17 protein-coding genes are annotated in these 23,144 nt (G+C 52.3%); 6 read left to right on the forward strand and 11 right to left on the reverse strand.

Translation table 11 applies throughout. From position 1 onward, the window contains the following. The 9 genes from LBJ36_06420 to polA all read right to left on the reverse strand — a co-directional run. Positions 1 to 194 (reverse strand): hypothetical protein (locus tag LBJ36_06420; GenBank protein ID MDR1378672.1); only part of this gene is annotated, 194 nt, incomplete at its 3' end. Next, positions 191 to 1,132 (reverse strand): SDR family oxidoreductase, encoded by a 942-nt coding sequence (locus tag LBJ36_06425; protein ID MDR1378673.1) that lies wholly within the window; start codon positions 1,130 to 1,132, stop codon positions 191 to 193. The genes LBJ36_06425 and LBJ36_06420, both read right to left, overlap by 4 nt. Positions 1,133 to 1,194: 62 nt before the next feature. Next, complete coding sequence (locus LBJ36_06430; protein ID MDR1378674.1) at positions 1,195 to 2,634, reverse strand: sugar transferase; 1,440 nt, start codon at positions 2,632 to 2,634, stop codon at positions 1,195 to 1,197. Then, positions 2,631 to 2,963 (reverse strand): DUF4177 domain-containing protein, encoded by a 333-nt coding sequence (locus LBJ36_06435; GenBank protein ID MDR1378675.1) that lies wholly within the window; start codon positions 2,961 to 2,963, stop codon positions 2,631 to 2,633. The genes LBJ36_06430 and LBJ36_06435 overlap by 4 nt, the downstream gene beginning before the upstream one ends. After that, positions 2,960 to 5,167, reverse strand: a complete 2,208-nt coding sequence (locus tag LBJ36_06440; GenBank protein ID MDR1378676.1) for an SLBB domain-containing protein — start codon at positions 5,165 to 5,167, stop codon at positions 2,960 to 2,962. Before LBJ36_06440 ends, LBJ36_06435 begins: the two co-directional genes overlap by 4 nt. A gap of 37 nt (positions 5,168 to 5,204) precedes the next feature. Continuing rightward, positions 5,205 to 7,337 (reverse strand): YjbH domain-containing protein, encoded by a 2,133-nt coding sequence (locus LBJ36_06445; protein ID MDR1378677.1) that lies wholly within the window; start codon positions 7,335 to 7,337, stop codon positions 5,205 to 5,207. 174 nt (positions 7,338 to 7,511) lie between these two features. Further along, complete coding sequence (locus LBJ36_06450; protein ID MDR1378678.1) at positions 7,512 to 8,369, reverse strand: hypothetical protein; 858 nt, start codon at positions 8,367 to 8,369, stop codon at positions 7,512 to 7,514. Positions 8,370 to 8,929: 560 nt separating this feature from the next. After that, positions 8,930 to 9,700, reverse strand: a complete 771-nt coding sequence (locus LBJ36_06455; GenBank protein ID MDR1378679.1) for an Rpn family recombination-promoting nuclease/putative transposase — start codon at positions 9,698 to 9,700, stop codon at positions 8,930 to 8,932. 354 nt (positions 9,701 to 10,054) lie between these two features. Further along, positions 10,055 to 12,700, reverse strand: coding sequence for a DNA polymerase I (gene polA, locus LBJ36_06460; protein MDR1378680.1), 2,646 nt, complete (start codon positions 12,698 to 12,700; stop codon positions 10,055 to 10,057). 385 nt (positions 12,701 to 13,085) lie between these two features. On the opposite strand from polA, the gene gltX reads away from it, so the two are divergent. The 3 genes from gltX to LBJ36_06475 all read left to right on the forward strand — a co-directional run bounded on the left by gltX (position 13,086) and on the right by LBJ36_06475 (position 18,942). Continuing rightward, complete coding sequence (gene gltX / locus LBJ36_06465; protein MDR1378681.1) at positions 13,086 to 14,432, forward strand: glutamate--tRNA ligase; 1,347 nt, start codon at positions 13,086 to 13,088, stop codon at positions 14,430 to 14,432. An 85-nt stretch (positions 14,433 to 14,517) separates the two neighbouring features. Continuing rightward, positions 14,518 to 16,467 (forward strand): 1,4-alpha-glucan branching protein GlgB, encoded by a 1,950-nt coding sequence (gene glgB, locus LBJ36_06470; protein ID MDR1378682.1) that lies wholly within the window; start codon positions 14,518 to 14,520, stop codon positions 16,465 to 16,467. 3 nt (positions 16,468 to 16,470) lie between these two features. Then, complete coding sequence (locus LBJ36_06475) at positions 16,471 to 18,942, forward strand: DUF3536 domain-containing protein (GenBank protein MDR1378683.1); 2,472 nt, start codon at positions 16,471 to 16,473, stop codon at positions 18,940 to 18,942. Here LBJ36_06475 and LBJ36_06480 read toward each other — a convergent pair. Both LBJ36_06480 and LBJ36_06485 read right to left on the reverse strand, forming a co-directional pair. Beyond that, complete coding sequence (locus LBJ36_06480; GenBank protein MDR1378684.1) at positions 18,924 to 19,868, reverse strand: WG repeat-containing protein; 945 nt, start codon at positions 19,866 to 19,868, stop codon at positions 18,924 to 18,926. The two genes, LBJ36_06475 and LBJ36_06480, sit on opposite strands and share 19 nt — an antisense overlap. 32 nt (positions 19,869 to 19,900) lie before the next feature. Beyond that, positions 19,901 to 20,740 carry a hypothetical protein gene (locus LBJ36_06485; protein MDR1378685.1) on the reverse strand — a complete coding sequence of 280 codons (840 nt, stop codon included), beginning with the start codon at positions 20,738 to 20,740 and terminating at the stop codon, positions 19,901 to 19,903. A 298-nt stretch (positions 20,741 to 21,038) separates the two neighbouring features. Here LBJ36_06485 and LBJ36_06490 point away from each other — a divergent pair, with 298 nt between their 5' ends. The 3 genes from LBJ36_06490 to LBJ36_06500 all read left to right on the forward strand — a co-directional run bounded on the left by LBJ36_06490 (position 21,039) and on the right by LBJ36_06500 (position 23,130). After that, complete coding sequence (locus tag LBJ36_06490) at positions 21,039 to 21,437, forward strand: hypothetical protein (protein MDR1378686.1); 399 nt, start codon at positions 21,039 to 21,041, stop codon at positions 21,435 to 21,437. Positions 21,438 to 21,531: 94 nt separating this feature from the next. Continuing rightward, entirely contained in the window at positions 21,532 to 22,554 is a 1,023-nt protein-coding gene (locus tag LBJ36_06495) for a ketoacyl-ACP synthase III (GenBank protein MDR1378687.1), read from the forward strand. A 45-nt stretch (positions 22,555 to 22,599) separates the two neighbouring features. Then, a complete protein-coding gene (locus LBJ36_06500; protein MDR1378688.1) occupies positions 22,600 to 23,130 on the forward strand; it encodes a nitroreductase family protein in 531 nt (176 codons plus the stop codon). Positions 23,131 to 23,144 lie beyond the last annotated feature (14 nt).

The following is a 23,144-nucleotide window of genomic DNA, read 5'->3' on the forward strand; positions in this document are numbered from 1 at the left end:
TCGCGTTGCTTCGCGTTGCTTCGCGTTGCTTCGCGTTGCTTCGCGTTGCTTCGCGTTGCTTCGCGTTGCTTCGCGTTGCTTCGCGTTGCTTCGCGTTGCTTCGCGTTGCTTCGCGTTGCTTCGTTCTGCTTCGTGAGTGCTACGATCATCACGCTGCCGATGTAATCCGCGCCTCCAGTGATAAGCGTATTCATTGTTTTCTCAATCTCGCGCGAAAATCCGCAATAGTACGAGAGAGTCCCTCATCAAGAGGAGTAACGGCCCGCCAATCCAGTTTTTGTAGTGCTAGAGTCGTGTTTGGGCGACGTTGGCGCGGATCATCCTGAGGGAGAGGGTCAAAAACAAGTTCTGATTTGCTGACCGTCTGTTCCAAGACTTTACGCGCCAGTTCTAGGATAGTGAATTCTCCTGGGTTGCCAAGGTTCACGGGTCCAGTAAAGTCGTCGTCGGAATCCATCAAACGCACCAATCCATCAACAAGGTCGTCAACGTAACAGAAAGAACGCGTCTGGTTTCCATCGCCGTAAATGGTGATAGGTTCTCCCTTTAGGGCTTGAACGATGAAGTTACTGACTACTCGTCCATCATTGAGATCCATACGTGGTCCGTAAGTGTTAAAAATACGTGCCACTTTAATATGGAGCCCGTGCTGACGATGGTAGTCGAAAAAAAGCGTTTCCGCGCAACGTTTGCCTTCATCATAACAAGCCCGTGTCCCAATAGGATTCACGTTACCCCAGTAGGCCTCCGTTTGAGGATGCTCCACAGGATCACCGTAAACTTCAGACGTGGAAGCCTGAAGAATTTTCGCTCTCGTACGCTTCGCCAAACCCAACATATTGATTGCCCCATGCACAGATGTCTTTGTTGTTTGTACCGGATCTCGCTGATAATGGACAGGTGAAGCCGGGCATGCCAAATTATAAATTGCGTCTACTTCCACGTAGAGCGGAAACGTCACGTCGTGGCGAATAAACTCGAAATGAGGATGTCGCGAAAGAGACGCGACATTAGCTTTAGAGCCTGTATAACAGTTATCGACACAAAGTACTTCGTTCCCCCGCTCTAGTAATTTTTCACAAAGATGTGACCCAATGAACCCAGCTCCACCGGTAACGAGAAGACGAGACACATTCGAACCTCCCACAAACAAGAATTTTCAGAGTAACTCAAAGTCAGTTATAGCAGAAAACTTTAATATGCCCCATCCGCATTGATTATAATCTGAATCGTGCGAAACAAAATAACAATATCTAACCACAGTGACCAGTTACGAGTGTAATATAAATCCAAATCTTTGCTTTGTTGATAATCTAAAATATCATTCCGACCACTAACCTGCCATAACCCTGTCAAACCTGGTTTAACACTATAAATTTGGCGTGCCATCTCTCCGTAGCGGGTCTCAATTTCCCACGGGACAAAAGGACGCGGTCCCACAAGACTCATTTCACCTTTAAGGACGTTAAAAAGTTGAGGCAATTCATCTAAACTACTTTTTCTCAAAAAGTGACCAATTTTTGTAACCCTAGGGTCGTTTTTAAGTTTAAAAGAAATTTCGTATTCTTGCCTCAGCGTTTCATCTTTCAACATTTCTTTTAACTTTTGCTCTGCGTTTGGAACCATAGTTCTAAATTTATACATGGTGAAAGGCACCATATTGTGCCCCATACGTGTTTGTGTAAAAAAAACACTTCCTCCATCATCTTTTTTGATTCTATAGGCCACGTACAAAAAAATCGGCGAAAAAAGAAATAACGCTATTAAAGCTCCTCCCCAATCCATCATAGTCTTAATTAGATTTACCGGGTTTCGTGAGGAAGATATCACCGGAACACCATCCACATCACGCATAGAAGCAGTGAAAGTGGTAAGCATGTACATATCGGGAATATAAGAGACCCGCTTCACGCGCATCCCCGCAATATCTAAGATGTGAGCTCGTAGATCTCGCGCACTCGAGGGGATTGCCACAACGACTTCCCCCACGTTCAGATTCTGCTGAATCTCCGCGAAATCTTCCACCCCACCTAGAACAGGAACATCGACCACGGTGGTTCCCCATTTCGCAGCATCATCGTCCAGAAAACCCACAACCTCACAACTCATAAAGGAATGTTCTTTTATCTTTTTGGCGTATAACTCTCCTGTTTTTCCCGCTCCAATAATCAGAATACGCGTTTTAAGGAGTCCTAACCCGAAAAGCAATCGACGAAAAAAGTAACGCCCCACTAAGCACGATGGAGCAAAGAGAGCCGCGCTAACAAAGATAGCAACCCGAGAAAAAGGCAACCTCAGCGTAAAAAGAGCGACAATGACAATCACCGTCGCCGTCACTGAGGCCTTCAAAACTGCCCGCATTTCGTCCCAGAACATCCAACTCTTGAATTCGTAGAGAGAATTGAAAGCGAAACATACCAAGAAAACGCCACTCAAAAAAAGCTTTCTCTCTACCTGTAAAACGCCAGGTATAGAAGTCCACAGGGACAACACGAGTCCCAAACAGACCCAGTAAACACCAAAATCCAGCGCCACCTGGGTCAATTGCACCGTCAAGCGTTTAGCGACATAGAAAGCTGATTGAACAGGAAGAGAATTCAAAGCGGCATCCTCGGTAAAAACATTATCCTTCATGGCTCCTGCGTCCCTTTTGTTTGAGAATTAGTTTGAGAATTAGAAAGAGGTCTCTTCATCGCCACAAAAAATACATTGGGATCAAACGTAGTCCGCACGGCAAAAATGCTGACCATATCCCAACCTTGAAGCCCTTCTTTGTTAAGGATCCCTTCGATTTCGTTCAACTTTTCCACTGTCTCCGCTTTCTTCTGCAGGGGAGTCAAGGAATTCAAAGGCACAATTTTATACTCGTAACGCACAATCTCCTGAGCGTACACAACGGGCAAGCCCATGAAGCCCACAAAAAACACCCCACAAGCCAACACTAAAAAAAACTTTCTCCTCATCGAATAATGACCCCCACTGCCACCGCCACTTTGTAGATAATGTCTATCGTGTCTCGGAGCGACTCGAAAGATTGCCGGTCGGAGTACTTCACAGGAGCGACAATCGTGTCCCCCGGCTCCACCATAGCGGAAAGTCCTTTGGGCGGCATCCATTTTTTACTCGACAAAACACCCGCTCCCCGAGTAAGACGAACGATTGTGCCGTCGGCTTTCATCAGATATAACATTCGCTTGTGAGCAGTACGCAGATACCCGCCCGCCGCGTTGATATAGTCGTTAATTCCCATGCGTGAATTATACACCTGAGACGAAGCAGCATACACCGCTCCCATAATCTCCACAGTGGAAGGCACTTGAGGAATCTGAAGTTGGTCCCCATCCTCCAGTTCTAAGTCCCAAGGCGTCCCTTTAATCGCTTCGGAAACGTCCAGCTTGATCACCACCCGCCCCAGCGCAGGCACGTTTCGAAGACTCTCGATCAGCTCGCGACGGCGTTGGTATTCTTCAGCGCGAGCGGCCGACGCGGAATTGGTCGTCTGTTGTCCCGATACCTCCAGTAAATCTCGTTCCATCTGATCGGCTGTGCGGTTCAATTCCTTACGTTGTTCCTCCGCTACACGGCGACGGGTAAAAACTCCCCCTCTTAAATAAGCCCGAGAGGTAAACCCTCCACTCCGAAGAAGAAGGTCAGAAAGCCGTTCTCCCTTGATCACCGCGTAAGTTCCAGGATGAAGAACTTCCCCTCTGATATTGACCATCCGTTGAGATTCCCAATCGGGGATAATATGCACCAATAAGTAATCGTCTACTTCCAACGTGAGGTTGTGAGCTGGATCCTCGCTCAAAGCGGCGGAGACATCAATCTCGAAACGACTCGTCACAGGCCCAGAGGGGGTGGGAGTAATGCGTGTCAGCTCCGCTCTGTTGGAGGCCGTTATCAACAAACCACCCGCATAGGAAATAAGTTCGCTGATTTTCGTCACACCGGGCACAACCCCATAAGTGCCGGGACGTCCTACAGGTCCTCCAATTTTCACTATGGTGGAAAGATTGATCACAGGGAACAGACGCAGAATATCCCCGTCCGACAAAAGAGTTCCTGACAACTCTTGTACTCCGCCTTCGAAAACGGTACGGTAAGATTGATCTCCAATTTTATAATATTGAATGCGTCCTTTAAAAGTTTGGGCGGAAATGCCCCCTGCCAGATAGAGCAAGTCTTGGACGCGAGTTTTCGTCTTCAATTCATAGACGCCGGGACGCCGAATTTCCCCTGTCAGACCGACCAAAGGCCCTGTGGGAGGAACGAAGATCACATCCTCTGGCAAAAGGCGAACGTCTTTCGTTTTATCCCCTTTCAACAACAAGTCGTACATGTCGAAAGTCGTAATCGTTTTACCTCCGCGTTTCAGCTCGATGCAACGCAAAGTACCGGAATTAGAAGGTCCCCCTGAGGCTAGAAGAGCGTTGACCAGCGTGGCGAAGGAGGAAATCGTGTAAGCCCCTGGGCGTCGAACATCCCCCGTTACATAAACAGTGACAGAGCGCAAGCCCCCCATGGAAACATTCATCTGGTAATCCGTGAAGTAGCGGTCGAAAGCCGCTTTTAAAACCCTTTTCGCCTCTTCCAGGGTATACCCCAACAGGCGAACCGACCCGATATTGGGTACATTAGCAAAACCATCCCGATTAATAGTAACGTTAAAATTCCCCTCTACCATTCCCCAGAGGGTAATCACCAACTCGTCCTCTGGACCTAGGAGATAACCTGCCGTCACCGGCACGGAGTCCACAGGCGCGTAAGTCGAGGGTGACTGACGGAAAAACGACATACCATAGCGAGGAAGTCGTCGTAGCAAAGTACCCACAGGATTTGGCGTAAAATCTGACGCTCCTAAGATTTCGGCGAAATACTGGTTGATCTCCATCTCGCTAGGCCCCTCAGCAGGATCTGAAGCGTTCGTGTCTCCCACATCCAAAGCCGAAGAAGAAGTTTCTCCCTGAACAAAGGTTCCTTCCAAAGGCGCCGCCGCCTCTCCTACGAGTGCTGATGTGGATCTCGCAGAAGTCGTCGATACAACGCCACTCGTCCGTTCTCCAGTCGCCAACGCCGCCGCGTCGGCATGGGGCAAAAAGAACAACAGCGCTCCTATAAATAAAACGCAAAATAAAGCATACTTTTCTTTTATGTTTGGATTGTTCATGAACATAAGCCTCAACTCCTTGCCCTTTGTCGAAAGCCTAGCGGAAAAAATCAAATAAACTCTGAATCTGAGGTTTTGCCGTTTCGGCCGCCTCGAAAGAACAATATTCCTCCAAAAGTTTCCCTACGTTCTTCTTGAGTTCCATCGGTCGTAACTGGGACAACAATCTCTCCGGATCGCGCCAGCTTCCCGGCTCCCTACCTGCGTCAATACGCCATATGGACAACAGCGACACATCCTGGTTCCACACGTGCGAGCTGGATCTATCACCCAACCAGCTCCCCAGCCATTTTTCAGCCGGAATTTCCAAATGAATGCCCGTATTGGTAAAATCCTTGCCAGGACTCAACCGATCCGTTCGAGATATCCAGAACCCCACAGTCGTGTCGTCCCAATGGCGCATTACCGAAACCTTACCTCCCACATCCGTGTCGATGAAACGTCCATAGTCCACCTGCAAATCCAAATCTATATCGGGAAAACTGTATCCCCCTTGAAGCCAGGCTATCGTCCTCCAGGGATCGGCGTTTGGATTGTCGCGCCCCCCCCAATCATAATCAATTTGACCTTCAGCCAAACTGGCAAAAGCAAAAGGATCTCGATCACGAACTACACCCAGACGTACACCGCTCCACCAGCGACCGTTTCGCCCGTAAATCCTCCCCCACAGATTAAGGCCAAACCAATTTTCGTCCAGCCAACCGACCTCGCCTAACGCCCATAAACTGAGGCCGTCTTCATTTTTCGAGTCACTCTTCTTCAAGTTACTCAAGTAGCTGACAACCGCCTGATGAACGCGTGGATCTTCGTTCATATCCGGTTCCCACCAAATGTCCACGTCGCTGAAAAAGGGAACCCTTACATCAGCCACACCACCCCAACCTTTCGAAGAGCGGTTTTCATAGATAAAATCAACACTCCAGCGGTTCTGATAATCATCATCCAGGGTCTGGTCGATACGGGGTTCGTATACAATCATTGCCTTTAGGTCATGTTGAGCCCGCTCTTGCAAAAACCGTTCACTGCGAAAAAGCCATTTTTCCTGATTTTCACCCTTTTTTATATCGAAAAAATCCCTATCCGCCCAGGTGAAAATGGCGGATTCTAGAAGATTTTCCCCTCCCAGATCTCGAACTCGGAGTCCAAAAAGGAGATCGCCTGGAAACTCGGCGCAAATCACCGGCACGCCCCGGACCCGAGGAATCATGAAGACCGCCTCCAAATGTGGAGACAGAGCCGCCGTCACCACCAATACCCGCACCATAGCCTCCGCTTGAGAAGCATGGCCGTAATTTTCATAGGCCACAAAAACCTTCCTGTCGGCCACAGCCACCTCTACATCCCGAACCCGGACAAAGTCCGCCAGGCCCTCGATAATATCCTGGCCCAGTTTCGCGGGGTCCACGTCCTTCCACTGAGGGATGCGTCCGATACCTGGCGCGTCGTAGGCTTTCCCTTTGTCTCGATTTCCAAACAACAGAGGGCCCCTTAGATCGAAACGCTGAGAAAGAGAAATCGCGAATTCTTCGCCCCTCTGCCAACTGAACGCGCCTTCCATACCCCAGGGTGCACTCAAAACAAGCCCCACATTGTATTTTGCGTCAGCCTGTTCAGGATGGGTTTTGTGCCCGCTCGCCTGATCCAACGTGTAATCCATAGGGCTATATTCCGCTTTCAGGGTCAACCAATTCGCAATATCCCAAGAAAACCCACCGAAAAAACCATTCATTCTATCCGTGCCATACCCCATGGACACGGCCCAAGAACCGAAACGCCACGTGGCTACCCCGTACCAGGCTTTCATCAGTTCCGTCCCCATAACATCGGTAACCCCAAAAGCCAGAGAGGGCAGGTAGCCCTCGCGAGAACGATACAACATCGCCTTCAGGTCCAGAGCCTTGTCCATGTAATGCCGTCCTTGACCTTGCACGTTGATCGCGCCACTCGGCGCGACGTATACGTTCTCGAAGGTGGTCAAGCGCGCGTTGATCTCCAGCCAGGGCAACCAGGATAAATCGACGTAGTAAAAATCGTAGGGAAAAGCGTGGGTGTAACCAAAACGACCGGCGCCATCCGTGGACATCTCCGCCGTGGGGTATTCCCACAAGCCCACAAAGCCGGGATTGGCCGCCGTCTCTCCTCCTTCACAGACCCCTTGTAAAAAGATCAAAAAAACTGCTATGCAACAAAAAAGGATCTTGCGCACTTTTCCCACCTATTTCACCCTTGGCGTTTGACAAAATGAAACGGACCTCCATTTCACCTTGACAGCTACATTTTGGTCCGTCTTCAACATCTCTGCTATAGGAATCCCTCAGTGGGACGCCAATGGCTTAACTGGTAACTATACTCCCTGCTTTCTCAGAAGGAGGCCACCGGCTACCGCGAACAACGCGAACAAACCCAAACCTGCGTCGCAACCGCCACCGCTGCTGGCCCTCGTATTAACCGGATCCGTCGGCTCCTCCACTACCTCTTCTGCCCTTGCCAGTATCGGCTCTATCTGGACGCTACCATTCTTCTCACCATCCAGATCATAGAGGCCACCGTCCTCCACGTGCACTACGAGATTGGCGTCATCCGCACCACTGAGGGCTGGAAGTACGTCGCCACTGTTGCTGAGAAAGGTGAATTGTTTCTCTCCCACATCTGTCGAGGCCACATATGTAAATTCCGTTACCGCCGATTCGTCGTCAAGCGCTTTAATGGCTTTGATGGCTGTAGCGTCCCCCGAAGTAACAGCAACATAGTTTCTCAAAATAAGAACAATGCTCTGGTCGATAGTGACCGTCGTCGCAGGCGTAGTAGACGTGGTGTTAGTTTTGGTCAAACCAGACACAAGCGAGCTCTGAGTCATGCTAGTAACAGCATTCACGCTACCACCTACAGTAGTAGTTTGAGTAGTCAGAGACGAAAGAATGACCGTACTGACGACAGACGTAGAAGTAGTCACCGAGCTATAAACAGTATAAACTAGTTCTTGCGCCGTCGTTGTCGTTATCGTCGTCGAGCTCACCGTCGCGGCAACGCTGTTTTGTACCACTGTCGATATATTCGTCATCACTTGTGTCGAAGTTTCCACCGACGTCACCACAGTAGGAGTAGGAATCACCAGATCGACATCGTCCGAAATCGGAACCGTATGCCCACCCGTAGCCGCGTAAGCAGCGCTGCTCACTCCCACCAACGCAACAACCAACAAGAGCCACAATACTTTCTTCATTATGCTGCCTCCTTCTATCCCTCGATCTACGCTATTTTCTGAATTCTTTTCAGCCAGCAAAATCACAAAAATCCCCCCGTCACGCCTAATTCTTCCCCTTGATTTCGTTTCCACTCTTCAACTCCGACCCTGGCATCACATCCTCGACTTGATTACACCTTGCAGACAACATACGCTTCGAATCTCCTCCACTACGCTTTTTCTAGAAAACAGAAAATATATATCTCAGACATATAAGCAAAAATACCCTATTGAACTCTTAATGTCAATACCTGGCTAGCTCAGTACAAACATCTCACTCATTCCAACATCGCTTTATCGGCTATTTTTAATAGAAAAAAACATAGAAAAAACGTTGGTGACAATACTTTCTTATAAATATAACCTAACCGCCAATGCAGAGTTTTTCGACTTGTTCACGAGATAAATCAGCGAATCAAGCAACCTCGTCGATAGTCAGCCCGCCGTTTAACAGATTCTTCGCAACCTTGATTTTGCCTTAGAGTATCCCTTCGAGTTTTCCTTTAAGCTTTCCTTCTTCAGAAGGAAACGATCTGGTTGTGTTCCAGATCCATCTGAAATTTTCGCCTCGCGCGGAAGCTCGCTCGCTCGTCCGCGTCCCGGCTAATGCTTGTCAGAAGGTCGTATGCCATCTTGATCTCCCCCTTCGCGCCTATCACTTTATCCAACAATTCCCTATACCGCGGTTTATTCGCGTAGGCCAGAAAGAACGCCCACATCTCAGCGCTTGTCATTTCATTGACAGGTTTTTCCAACACACGCTTTAGTTTCGACAGCTCCACAAACAGGATATTCACCGCGTCTAGCAGTTCTTCGCCCTCCGCGTTTCGGAAACTAAAACAGTTGAAACAACTTTCGCGTTCCGCAAAAACCGTGTAACCACAGAACGTGATTTGATACGTTCGCGCTAATTTTCCATACGGGACACCGGATCCCTTTTGGGTGGAGTGCAGGTTGCACGCGTTAAAAATCACCCGGTTTCTGATGTTCTTGTGCGCGTTTGCCAGTTTATCGCCCTCCATGGGGTCTGCCTGCATTTCGACCTCGACTTGATCCCCGCCGTCAATCTCGCAACTCACATCGAATCGTTCCCGCTTTTCCCAGACGGCGCTAATGGGAAGTTCGGTGTTCCTCACCGTCACTTCTGTCACGGGCAAACCAATGTTGGAGGCAATAACATCCAGAAGACAGGCCTTGGCGTCTGGATGGGTCAACAGGGTTTTAAACACTCCATCGTCCGACGGAGGAAGAATTTCAGGAACTTCAACGTCAATAAGTTCTTTACGCATGGTATTTTCCCCTCCCTCACAGCTATTATACAGGATTTGACATACTCCCACGACTCAAGTCGTGTGGTTCTAAGATCGACAAAGACAGCCAACCGAAGTGGGTCTTACGTCTTCTCCCTTAAGAATCGATGCCCCGACTCTGCGGATATTCAGCGCCGCATTAATATCGCAATCATGAAAGAAGTCTAACATGAATTTAGAGACACGACAAGAAACAAAAACGAACACCGCTCGTTGGCGGCGTTGTGATTCTCATCCAACGGCTCAACGGCTCAACGGCTAAAGCCCTTGGCTTTCTCATCGCTTTATCGTAAAATGACAATCACGTCCCCGCGCTCTCGTTTCGCGTCAACGTCAAACGTCCGCTAAGGAACGCCCCGTTTTCAGCTCTACCTCCAGAGGGACGTTTAAGGAAACCACCGATGTCATGACCTGGGCCAAAGCCTCCCCTACCTCGCCCGCGCGGCCTGCTGGACATTCGCAGACCAGGGAGTCGTGAATCTGCAAAAAGAGTCGAACCTCCTTGTCTCCCGCGAAACGTTGGTCGAAATCAATCATCGCCTTGCGCGCGATATCCGCGGCCGTTCCTTGGATAGGCGTGTTAACAGCGACACGTTTCAATCCGTTCTTGTCCCCGTTTTTGTCCCGAACCCCCTCCATCGCCTCGTTGATAGGGCGGATACGGCCGAAGAGCGTTTGAGTGTGTCCCCGGACCTGGGCTGCGGCGGCGCTCTCCTCCAGGTATCGCGCGACGCCGGGCAGCGCGGCGAAATAACGAGCAATGATGCCCTTGGCCTCGCCCCGGGCAATACCCAATCGATCCGCGAGGCCGAAAGCGCTCATGCCATAGAGCAGACCGAAGTTAATCATTTTCGCCACGCGCCGAAGTTCAGGCGTAACGTCCTCTGGAGGGGTAGCGAACACCCAGGACGCCGTCTCCCGATGAATGTCGCGGCCTCCTTTGCGAAAGACCTCCTGTAGTCGCTCTTCTCCCGAAAAATGGGCCAATACACGCAATTCAACCTGGGAGTAATCCGCGGCCACAAAAACTCGGTCTGGAGACTCCGGAATCAATCCCTCTTTGAGCCGGCGTGACCAGTTCCCGAACGCCGGCAGGTTTTGCAGGTTGGGGTCCCGGCTGCTCAAACGCCCCGTCCCCGTAAAAGCTGCCTCGAAGGTGGTACGCACCACACCGCCCCCCAGGTTCGCCGCCTTTTGCAGGGGCACGACGAACCCGCTCAACATTTTGGACAACTCCCGATGCTCCAGCATCAGACGAGGAACCTGGGAATAAGGCAGCCCCAGTTCCGCCAGGTCTTCTAACACTGAGGCGCTGGTGGAAAAACCCGTTTTCCCCTTGGTCTTCGCGCCACGAGGAAGCTCCAATCGCTCGAACAAAAGCCACGCCACCTGTTTGGGCGAGTTGAGATTGATCTCCTCCCCCGCCGCCGCGCCGATTTCATTCTCGATGGCAGCGCGACGCCCCTCTAACTCTCGTTGAAGCTCCATAAAAATCTTGGGGAAAAGCCGTATTCCCCCCCGCTCCATCTCTACCAACACGGGGATGAGAGGCAGGTCAATCCGCTCCATCAACTCGAAAAGACCTTCATGGCGTCGGATCTCCCTGTTCAAATCTCGAGCCGCGCGCCAGAGAAGGGGCGCTTTCGGGATTTCTGGAGATTCCGGGAATACTTGGGGATAGAGATCTTTCAGCGCGTGGGAGGGCTTATCGGGGTGAAGCAGGTAGTGGGCGGTCTTCAAATCCCAAATCTCACACGACTCGAACTGCCGCGGCCCCAGGCAGGCGGCCAATTCTTTGTAGTCGTTCACAAAAAGTTTCTTGCCCGCGAGTCGCGCCCCAAAATCGCTCCCCAGTTCGAGCCCCTGAACCAGAGCATAATGGCCCTGGGCATCGGCCAGCTGCAGTTCCACAGCTCCTGGGTCAGGAGGATATTTCCCCGAATGTGACAACAGAACCGCCAGCTCCACCGCGTTGAGCAGACTTTTAAAATCTACTTTCTCTAAAGGCATTTCCTCGACACTTTCGACTCTCGTCTTTTCGATCCCTCTGGCTTCCCCAAACTCCTTCTTGTTAGGTTCCGTTTTTTCAGACGCCTCCTCGGAAAAGCCTAGAGTCCGTTCGGAGAGTTTCTGCAGTTTATCCAATAACTTTGCCAGCCCCAGGCGCTTGCAAAGGACCAATGCGTCCTCCAGGTTAGGCGGGCTTTTTGGCGCAACGCGGGACATGGGAAGATCCAGCTTCAGACGGATCAGCTCCCGGCTTTGGAAAGCGCTCTCTTTTCCCGCCGCCAGTTTTTTGTCCACAGCCGACTTGGGCGCGACTTCCAAAGACTCGAAAAGCCTTTCAAGGGTATGGGACTCCCCTATCAACCGAAGGGCGCTCTTCTCCCCAATGCCCGGAACGCCCGGTACGTTGTCCGAGGCATCGCCCCGCAGAGCTAGATACTCAGGCATTGAAGAGGGCGGAAACCCGAACTCTTCCGTAAAGACCATCTCATCGTAGGTCTTCAGCGTCGTGATGCTCTTTTGGGGACGCAGGATTCTGACACCAGGGCCCAGTACCTGAAACAAATCCTTGTCCGAAGTGACGATGACCGCCTCCTGACCGTCCCGAGCGACAGCTAGAGCCATAGACGCAATGACGTCATCGGCCTCTACACCGGACTCCATGACGACAGAGTAGCCCAGTAAGGTCAGCAGTTTCTTCAGCAGGGGAACCTGGGGCTTGAACTCCTCAGGGGTTGGTTTGCGCTGGGCTTTGTAATCTTTATAAAGCTCATGGCGAAAGGTAGGCCCCGGCGCGTCGAAAACCACAACACAGGCGTAAGGGGTCACGTCATTTTCCACCTTTGTCAGCATATTGATGAAGCCCAGGATCGCGTTTGTCGGCGTTCCATCCGGTGCGTTTAAGATAGGTACAGCATAAAAGGCACGAAAAGCAAGACCGTGCCCATCGACGATCAGTATTTTATTGTTCATTTTCAATTCTTCTCTCATTCTCCCATTCTCCGCATTCGTAATGATAATACTCCCCGTCGGGAAAGCTCAACGTCAGCGTTACCTCATCTGGCGTCTTTTTTGTCGTTTCCCAGTAAATGATCCTCGCGTTCGGGAATTTTATCGATATCGCACTTCCAAATTGCACTTCCATATTGCACTTCCAACTCTCGATATTGCACTTCCAACTCTCGATAACAAGTTCTGTTTCTCTGAGCTTAAACGTTTCGTTAGGTTATAATAACGCATTATCGCGACTCGGCAAACCGGCGGAAGCATGCCACGCAATAAGCATGCCACGCAATTAAAGAAGAGCGACAGAAGAGCGATAGAAAAGCGATAGAAGAGCGGCAAGGGAGGACAAAAAATGGAGACACGTGTACGCTTTGCCCCGAGCCCCACGGGCGCGTTGCATATCGGGGGTGGGCACACCGCGCTTTTTAACTGGCTGTGGGCGCGGCACACGAAGGGCAAGTTCGTCCTTCGCATAGAGGACACGGACAGAGAGCGCTCCACCCAAGAATACGAAGAAACCATCATGTCCGGTATGAAATGGTTGGGGTTGGATTGGGACGAAGGGCCGGACCGCGGCGGCTCTTATGGTCCCTATCGTCAATCCCAAAGGATGGAGCTTTACCGAGAAAACGCGGAGAAGCTGGTAGAAGAAGGGCAGGCTTATGGGGAAAACGGCGCGATCCTCTTCAAAGTCATGCCCAACGTGGAACTTTCCTTTGACGACGTGGTCTACGGGCGCATCGAGACCTTTAGCGACGGCTTGCGGGAAAGGGAGTCAGAAAAACTCAAGGATATCGTCTTGATCAAGGGAGATGGTATGCCTACCTATAATTACGCCGTCGTTATCGATGATCATTTCATGAAAATAACCCACGTCATCCGCGGTGAGGACCACATCTCGAACACGCCAAAACAACTTTTGCTCTACAAGGCTTTCGGGTGGGAACCTCCTCTTTTTGCGCACCTGCCGATGATTCTGGGCAAGGACAAAAAGAAACTGAGCAAACGACATGGAGCCACCAGCGTCTACGAATATCGGGATATGGGCTACATGCCGGATTCCGTTTTCAACTTCTTGGCCAACCTGGGTTGGTCCGCCGGCGACGACGCCAACGGCGTCGCAAGAGAAATTTTTGACCGTAAGGAGGCGGCGGAGCTCTTCGAGCTTTCCCGCGTGACGCGCAAGCCCGCCGTCTTCGACCCCGACAAGCTGAATTACATCAACCAAGAACATTTGAAACGTATGAACCCTACAGCGAGACTCGAATTGATAAAGCCTTTCTGGAAAGAGAGGGGTTTGCCCGTCGAAAGCCACGACGACACCTACTTGGCCGAGGCCCTCACCTCAATGGGAGGACGCGGACAAACCGCCAAAGAACTGGCTGGGTTCTCAGACTATTACGTATCCTTCGAGCCTGTAAAGGAACGTTGGAAGCCCGACGAGATTTCGGATGAACTGCGCGAAAGACTGAGGGAGTTTTTCGCCGCCCTTCTGGGCGAGCCCGACTGGACTTCGGAGCGCCTGGAAGCTCGCGCTAGGACCTGGGTGGAGGAGAAGGGCGTCAAAATGAAGGACTACGCCATGACCTTGAGACTCGCTTTGACGGGAATGAAGGTCAGTCCCGGCGTCTTCGAGGTAGCGCTTCTACTGGGCCGTGACGAAGTCGAACGCAGGCTATCGTTTTACGGGTTGGCGTGATTAATACTTATTAATACTTATTAATAGTTATTGATCGTTGGCGTGATAATTGGTGTGATTGATAAACGTATATCGGGAGGTCGCGATGTCTAAAGAAAACGCGGGCGTTGGTAACAAAGTGCGGTACGACGAATCTATTCTGACCGATTATGACGTTTTTCTCTTCAAACAAGGGACGCACTATACCCTGTACGAGAAACTAGGAGCCCACAAGATTACCTCTAAAGACGGGGTAGAGGGCGTTTGTTTCGCGGTCTGGGCCCCCAACGCGCAATCAGTGAGCGTCGTCGGCGACTTCAACGGGTGGAACCCCACCGCTCACCCCTTGACCATTCGCGGGGATGGAAGCGGGATATGGGAGGGTTTCATCCCCGGCCTTGAAAAATGGAATCTCTACAAGTTTCATATCAAGAACAGCCTGAGCAGTCACAAGGAAAAGTTGGACCCCTTTTCGACACTGTTTGAGGTGGCGCCTCGTACTTCATCCATCCTCCACTGGCCCGACTATCAATGGAATGACGGGGAATGGATGGCTGCCCGCGGAAAATACACCTCCCTTTCCGCGCCTTGGTCCGTGTATGAGGTGCACCTGGGTTCCTGGAAACACAATCCAGACGACGAGCTCTCCCTTTCCTACCGGGATCTGGCGGAGGAACTTCCCCGCTACTGCTTGGAGATGGGGTTCACCGCTGTGGAGATGCTGCCGATCATGGAGCACCCCTTTTACGCTTCCTGGGGCTACCAAACCCTGGGGTACTTCGCGCCCTCCAGCCGGTTCGGAACCCCGGAGGACTTTATGTATCTGGTGGACAAGTTGCACCAGAGCGGCTTGGCCGTGATCCTGGACTGGGTCCCCAGCCACTTCCCCACCGACGATTTCGGACTGGCCCGCTACGACGGAACGGCTCTCTATGAACACGAGAGCCCCCAGAAGGGCTTTCACCCCGACTGGGGCAGTTATATTTTCAATTACGGCCGAAACGAGGTCCGAAGCTACTTAATATCCAGCGCTGTCTACTGGCTCGACCGTTATCATGTGGACGGGCTGCGTATCGACGCCGTGGCCTCGATGCTATACCTCGACTACTCCCGTAAAGATGGGGAATGGGAGCCCAACATCTATGGTGGTCACGAAAACCTGGAGGCCATCGCCTTTTTGCGTGACCTGAACAAAGAGGTGTACGGACGTTTCCCCGAAGTCCAAACCATTGCGGAAGAATCCACGGATTGGCCTATGGTGTCTCGTCCGGTGTTTCTAGGTGGCCTGGGGTTCGGCATGAAGTGGAACATGGGCTGGATGCACGACATGCTCGCCTACATGAGCCACGAATCTATTCACCGCAGTTATCACCACAACCAGCTCACATTCAGCATCTGGTACGCCTTCAGCGAAAACTTCATGCTCTCGATCTCCCACGACGAGGTGGTTCATGGTAAATTGTCGCTGATCAACAAAATGCCGGGTGACTGGTGGCAGAAACGCGCTAACCTGCGTCTTTTGTTGGGGTATATGTGGACCCATCCTGGGAAAAAACTGCTCTTCATGGGGAGCGAATTTGCCCAAGGACTGGAGTGGAACCACGACACTGAACTGGAGTGGCACCTGTTGGACAAACCGGATTTTCAGGGTATACAACAATGGGTGAAGGACCTCAATTCTGTGCTGCGTCGATATCCGGCTCTCTACGAGCGGGATTTCTCCCGGAATGGCTTCCGCTGGGTCGATTGCTCCGACTGGCAGAAGAGCGTCGTAGCGTTCCTACGTAAGGGAGAAAAAGAAGGAGACGAGATTCTGGCCGTGGCGAACTTCACGCCCCAACCCCGCGATCATTATCGCATCGGGGTTCCCTGGGGCGGTTTCTGGACGGAGATCCTGAACAGCGACTCTACAATCTACGGAGGCAGCGGAATAGGCAACGCGGGAGGAATGGAGGCCGACCCCGTTCCCTGTCACGGACAAGGTTGGTCTCTTCCCTTGACCTTGCCTCCCTTGGCTATCGTCGTTTTTGCCGCGTCTCGAAAGAAGGAGGATTAATCCATGCCGCGTTATATCTGCGTGCACGGCCATTTTTACCAGCCGCCTCGTGAAAACCCCTGGTTGGAGTTCGTGGAAGCCCAGGAATCGGCCTCGCCTTGGCATGACTGGAACGACCGTGTCACAGCGGAATGTTACCGGCGTAACACCGCGTCCCGCATTCTAGATCATCAGGGAAATATACGAAAAATCTGCAATAACTATTCTCGCATGAGTTTCAACATAGGACCCACCCTTTTGTCCTGGCTGAAGGAGAACGCTCCTTTTTCTTATCAGGGCATTCTTGACGCAGACGTTAAGGGAATGGAGCGTTTTTCGGGCCACGGTCCGGCTCTGGCCCAGGTCTACAGCCACATGATCATGCCTTTGGCTAACCGGCGGGATAAAACCACTCAAGTCAAGTGGGGCATCCGGGATTTTGAAAGTCACTTTGGCCGCGCACCGGAGGGTATGTGGCTGGCCGAGACGGCCGTAGACACGGAGACCCTCGACGTGTTGGCTGAGAATGGAATCCGTTTCACCATTTTGGCCCCTAAGCAGGCCAGCGCGGTGCGCCCTTTGGGAAAAGGAATAGACAAAGGGATGGACAAAGCGTGGCTCGACGTCAAATGGGAAAAAATAGACACCGGAATGCCCTATCTCTGCCGCCTTCCCTCCGGGCGGAATATCACCCTTTTCTTCTATGATGGACACCTATCTCAGGCCATTGCTTTTGGAGGGCTTCTGTACGACGGGGGCAACTACGCCAGACATTTGATCGAGGCCCAACCCGATGGCACCTCCGCCACACTCTCACACGTGGCCACGGACGGCGAATCCTACGGTCATCACCATCGCAACGGAGATATGGCCCTCGCCTACTGCCTGAATACCATCGACGAGGCACACGAGGCCGAATTGACGATTTATGGCGAATTTCTGGAGAACAACCCGCCCACTTACGAGGTGCGCATCGTGGAAAACTCCTCCTGGAGCTGCACCCACGGGGTGGAACGGTGGCGCAACGACTGCGGCTGCTCAAACGGAACCCCAGGCTATCATCAAAAATGGCGGAAGCCCTTGCGAGACGCTCTGGATTGGCTGAGGGATAAACTCGCCGTGCTGTTCGAGTACGAGGGCGCCAAATACCTGAAAGACCCCTGGGAAGCCCGCGAGGACTACATCCAATTGATCTTGAACCGCTCCCCTGAAACGGTGGACCAGTGGATCGCCGCTCACGCCTCGCATCCCCTGACGGAGGAAGAAACGGTCTGTGTTCTGAAGCTCATGGAGAGCCAGAGATCTGCTATTTTGATGTACACAAGCTGCGGTTGGTTTTTCGATGATATATCGGGCCTGGAGTCCACTCAAATTCTGCGTTATGCGGCGCGCGCCATAGGTCTGACACATAGCCTGACCGGTCTGGACTTCAACTTGAAGTTTGAGCGCCTGCTAGAAAAAGCGCCCAGCAACATCCCGGAGCTCATGAATGGCAAGCGGATCTATGAACTGTTGGTGAAGCCGTCACAGATTTCTTTTGAAAGGATGGCCGCCCATTACGGTATGCTCGCGTTGTTTCCTGACTTGATCTCTGGCTTGGAGTCTGACCGAGAGGGGGGAATCTCTGTTGGCTGTTGGAACATGACGGGGCGCGTGACGCGGGAGCCGGTTTCCTCCCCCAACTCCCAGGCTTTCGCTGCCGGAGAAGTGGAGATCGTCTCCAGTGTCACGAGGGAGAGAAAATCCTTCATTCTCGCCGCCAACCACCGGCAAAAAACCTCAGTGATCTGCGGCGTCGCCCCCAACTCGGAAGAGACACGAAAAGAGTTGTTGGAAGACACGAAGGCGCTGAGAGAGATTTTCGCCGCGTCCAATAACGAGAAGATGGTGAAAAACTTCGACCACAAACTTTTTTCGCTGCGCCATATCCTACATGACGCTCGAAGGGCTTTACTCGCTCAACTGTTGCGGCGCGACGTCGCGCTCATCGAAGAGAGCCTCCACACCGTGGTGCACGATTACGACAATCTCTTCGAGTTTCTGGCGACTCTGGGAGTCAATGCGCCTGACGTGATTCGCTCCGCCGCGGGCATCGCCTTGACCGCCGATATTGTTCATGGATTGGAGACGAACATTCCGGACATCCAGGGACTGCGCCGCAATATATCCCTCACCAAGCAGCGGAACGTTCCCCTGGACAACGCTCAGATCACCGTGGTCCTCCAAAAATGGACTGTGGAAAGGATGACGGAACTTCATGAATCGCCGTCGAATCCCGCCGCCATCGAACGGCTCAACGACATCCTCGCGTTTTTTTTGGGCGAACTTGCGTGGAACATAGACCTGTACGAGATTCAGAATCTCTACTTTGCTGCCCAGAATAAACTGCGGATACAGACCTCTCTTCAGTCACCTTCCCTTTCGCCCGACGTTCGTGCTTCTTTTCAGAAACTGGGCAAAACCCTCCGGTTCTCCGACTATTTCACCCGGATATAGCCCCATTTCCCGTCGCGCTCTACGGCGGCCGCTCCCTCGCTGAAGGGTCGCGCGTTGTCGTAGAGCGCCGCAATCTCCAACTTTCCTGTCAGATCGATGTAGCCCCACCGGGCATTCGTGGCAACGGGAGCGAGGCCGTCATTAAAGAAGCCCGCCCCATGAAACCGCCTCGGAATGATTTCCTTGCCGGCGGCGTTGATGTAGCCCCAATCGTTTCTGTTCCAGGAACCACAAACGGGGGCCAGGGCGTTGCTAAACCTCCCTCCCTCGTCGTAGGTGGGCCGCACCACGAAACGGCCAGATCGATCAATGTACCCGATCTTTCCCTCCAGTTCCACCGGAGCTAAGTAATTCTCTGCCTTGCCCGCCCGACTGAAAGCTCCGGCTCGGACAAAACGCGGCTCAATCAGCATACGGCCCCGGATGTCAATGTAGCCCCACAACCCGTCCTTTTTGACGGGAGCCATACCGCCGGAAAAATCTCCCGCGCCCTCATAGCTGGAGGGAATGGCGAATCTCCCATTGGGGTCGATGAACCCCCACTGTCCGTTGGTTTGGACAGCGGACAGTCCCTCAGAAAAAGAAGACGCCTGCTCGAAAGTTTTCCCATCGAAAACGGGGTTCCCTCGAACATCGATAAAACGGTCGCCCACGAAAGCGACTCCTTCGGAAAAAGGCCCCACGTCGGGAACACGATACTCGAAGGAAACGGCAACTCGCCCCGTGAGATCAATGTAGCCCCACTGGTCATTTGACTTCACGGCGGCTAGTCCTTCGCTGAATTCCCTGGCGTCGGCGTATTCAAAATCAACAAAAATACGGACCTCTCGCGCCTCCGCGCCTCCCAAGAAGTCACTTGCCAAAAACACCAAAAACGCCAACGCGGCCACACCTACTATACGGTACCTCGATTTTTCTCGACCCATCGCCTTCTCTCCTTTCTATAATAATATAGGCTCTATATATAGGCGACGCCGCGAGCGACGAGCCGCACTGTGCCTGTGATCGACAGAAGCGAAAAGGTCTCGTCTTTCCACCGCGCCTCCACCTCTAGAATCCCACCCGGCTGCGATACCTGAGAGATAAGGTTGCCCCGGCCCTTCGCCGCTAGATACGCCCCTACGGCAGCCGAGCCACTACCGCAACCTCGCTCCCACACCAGGCTTACTCCCGCTCCTGAGAGCGGTTTGACACTGACCAGCGGATCGATGCGACAGGCTTCCTCATCAAATAAAATAATCCCAAAGGCATCCGCGCAGATTCGCATTCCCCACTCCTGAACGACACTCTCAGCCATTGTTCGCGGGTCGAGTCCAAATCTGGCGACGGGCACGATAACATGAGTGATGCCAGGCAGGACGACGGCGGTGAAGTTTTCCTCAGCGCCATTGACCGGCAGGACGATGTCAACAATCTTCTCCGGCGTTGGCATTCGCAGGGTACAAAAAAACGCGCCGCCGTCGGGACAAACGGAACACTCGACCAACTCGTTCGCGCCGGAGACCTCCAGAGGGACGAGGACGCGCGTTCCGTCTGGGGTGTTTTTCAGCCACGCCAAATACGTCGCGAGTCCCATCGTAGCGTTACCGCAAAACTCTCCACCCGCCATCTGGAGCCGTGCCCAGGCCGCGCTGTCCTGCGGTGCGGGGCGTTCGATAAAGCCTGTTTGTTCGGCGTGCAGGCTTTCGTAGCGCATAAGATAGCCCGCAATCTCAGGGTACCGTTCGCGCTCAATGGGGCTCTCCACCAAAATGGTCATGTTTTGGGTGGGATTTAGCTTGACAAACTGTACTTCCAAGTTTAAACGCCTCCTTTTCGGTTTCGCGCTTACGCGGTTCCATTTTATCAATATTTATCAATATTTATCCATTCGAGCAAAAGAACTACGTATCTAACACCTTTCCCATTGCCGATTTCACGGTAAACGGGTAAAATACCTTTCAGTATTGGGATATCAATGCGGCGCTGAATATCCGCAGAGTCGGGGCATCGACTCTTAAGGGAGAAGACGTAAGACCTACTTCGGTTGGCTGTCTTTGTCGATCTTAGAATCACACGACTTTAGTCGTGGGAGTATGTCAAGAGGTGACAGCATCATGCCGATGACGAAACGCAACATCACTTGGGAAGGTTCAATCTTGTCGTTTGGGGTTCTATTTTTGGTTTTATTTATAAGCACGGTTTGGGCTGCCTCCGTGGACGTTGTTCAGCAAGATATTTTGGCTTTGGAGTACCGGTTGAGCATCGATCGAACCTCTGTGAGCGACGCCGCCGAGCGAGAAAGGCTCTTTCTCCGCCTCATTGAGGAGTGTCCAAAAACGGAGGCCGCGGAGGAGTCCTATTGGGCTTTGTCAAACCTCTACCTAGATGACTTTGACGAACCTCAGGAGGGCAAAGCGCGAGAGATTCTAGAGAGCTTTTTGAAACGCTATCCGGCGTCCCAGTGGGTTTCACATGTGGAAAGCCGCCTCTCCTGGCTTCAAGGTAAGGAATAGAAGCGGGGAAGAAAAATCAGGAATCAGTTTCGCCCTTCTTTTCCGTTGGGGAGAGGAAGGGCGAAATGTTTGCAGATCGGGAGTGTAAATAAATATGAGCCAAATAGGAACGAACACTGTCATACGAGCTCTGTCGGTTTATCTGCCAGAGAAGGTCTTGGACAACGCGGAGCTGGTCCGCCAGTTTGGGAATTGGACCGAGGAGAAGATCTTCAACAAGACAGGCGTCATCCGGCGTCACGTCGTGGATGGGGAATTGGTTTCCGACCTTGCGACGAAGGCAGGGGAGAAGTTGCTGACGGAGCACGACGTCCATCAGGAGGAGGTGGATTTTCTCCTACTCTGCACCGAATGCCCCGACTATTTTTTGCCCGCCACGGCCTGCGTTGTCCAGAATCGTCTCGGTTTGCGAAAAAACGTGGGCGCGCTGGACTATAATCTAGGCTGTTCGGGGTACATCTATGGGTTGGCGCTGGCGAAGGGCTTGATTGCCGCCCGCGTGGCTCGGAAGATCTTGCTGATTACGGCGGATACCATTACCCGAGTGATACACCCCAAGGACAAAAGCACCCGCGCTATTTTTGGGGACGCCGCTGCGGCTACGCTGCTGGAGGCATCTCAGGAGGAAGGAGTGGGGCTTTTCGAGCTGGGCACCGATGGAAGCGGAGCAAACAAGTTGATAATTCCCGCAGGAGCTTGGGCTTGCCCCTCCTCATCCGAGACGCGCCAGGAGACGGCCAACCGCTGGGGTAATGTCCGCACTCCGGAAAACCTCTACATGAACGGGCCGGAGGTCCTGAGCTTCACCCTCGAAGTAGCGCCTCCTTGTTTCGACTCGATCATGAGGCTGAACGGCACGAGTCTTTCCGAAATCAAGTTCGTGGTTCTACACCAGGCTAGTCGCATGTTGCTCGAAAAAGTGCGCGACGCTCTGGAGATCCCCCAAGAAAAATTCGTCTTCGACATCGAGAACCATGGCAACACAACTAGTTGTACCATACCCATTGCTCTGCGTGACATTGAACTCACGGGGCGATTGAAGAAAGGCGACAAGGTGTTGATCATGGGCTTCGGGGTGGGGCTGTCCTGGGGAGGCACAGTGTTGACGTGGCAGTGATTTCGCGGTGATTTTGAGAAGTCTTTATATTAAGAAAGTAGGTGTATGTCTATGGAAAACGAGGCGATCAAGACGATATTGGCGCGGCGGAGTGTGCGCCGCTACGAAAACAAACCAGTGGACCGGGAGAAAATCGATAAGATTTTGGAGTGCGCCTCAGCAGCCCCTAGCGCAAACAACTTCCGTCCTTGGCATTTTGTCGAGGTGACAAAGCGTGAGGCCCTCGACGTTCTGGCGGATATTCATCCTTACGGGAAGATGCTGGCTCAGGCACCTTTAGCGATCATTGTCTGCGCGGAAAAAGAAAGGCAGGGCAGCCCCGACGTCTGGTGGGAGCAGGATTGCAGCGCTGCTATGGAGAACATTCTGGTATCGGCCACGGCTTTAGGTTTGGGCAGCGTTTGGCTTGGCGTTTATCACCACGAGGCGAGCGGTTTTCCGAACAAGATCCGCGGCCTTTTGGGGATTCCCTCTCATATTCAAGTTATGGGCATTGCCGCCATCGGTTACGGCGCAGAGGAGAAACCCTCTCATCAGGGCATCGACCCAGCCCGCGTCCATCAAGAGCGCTGGTAGGAAACTCTAGGAAA

The sequence above is a fragment of the Synergistaceae bacterium genome (assembly GCA_031267575.1).
Taxonomy (GTDB): domain Bacteria; phylum Synergistota; class Synergistia; order Synergistales; family Aminobacteriaceae; genus JAIRYN01.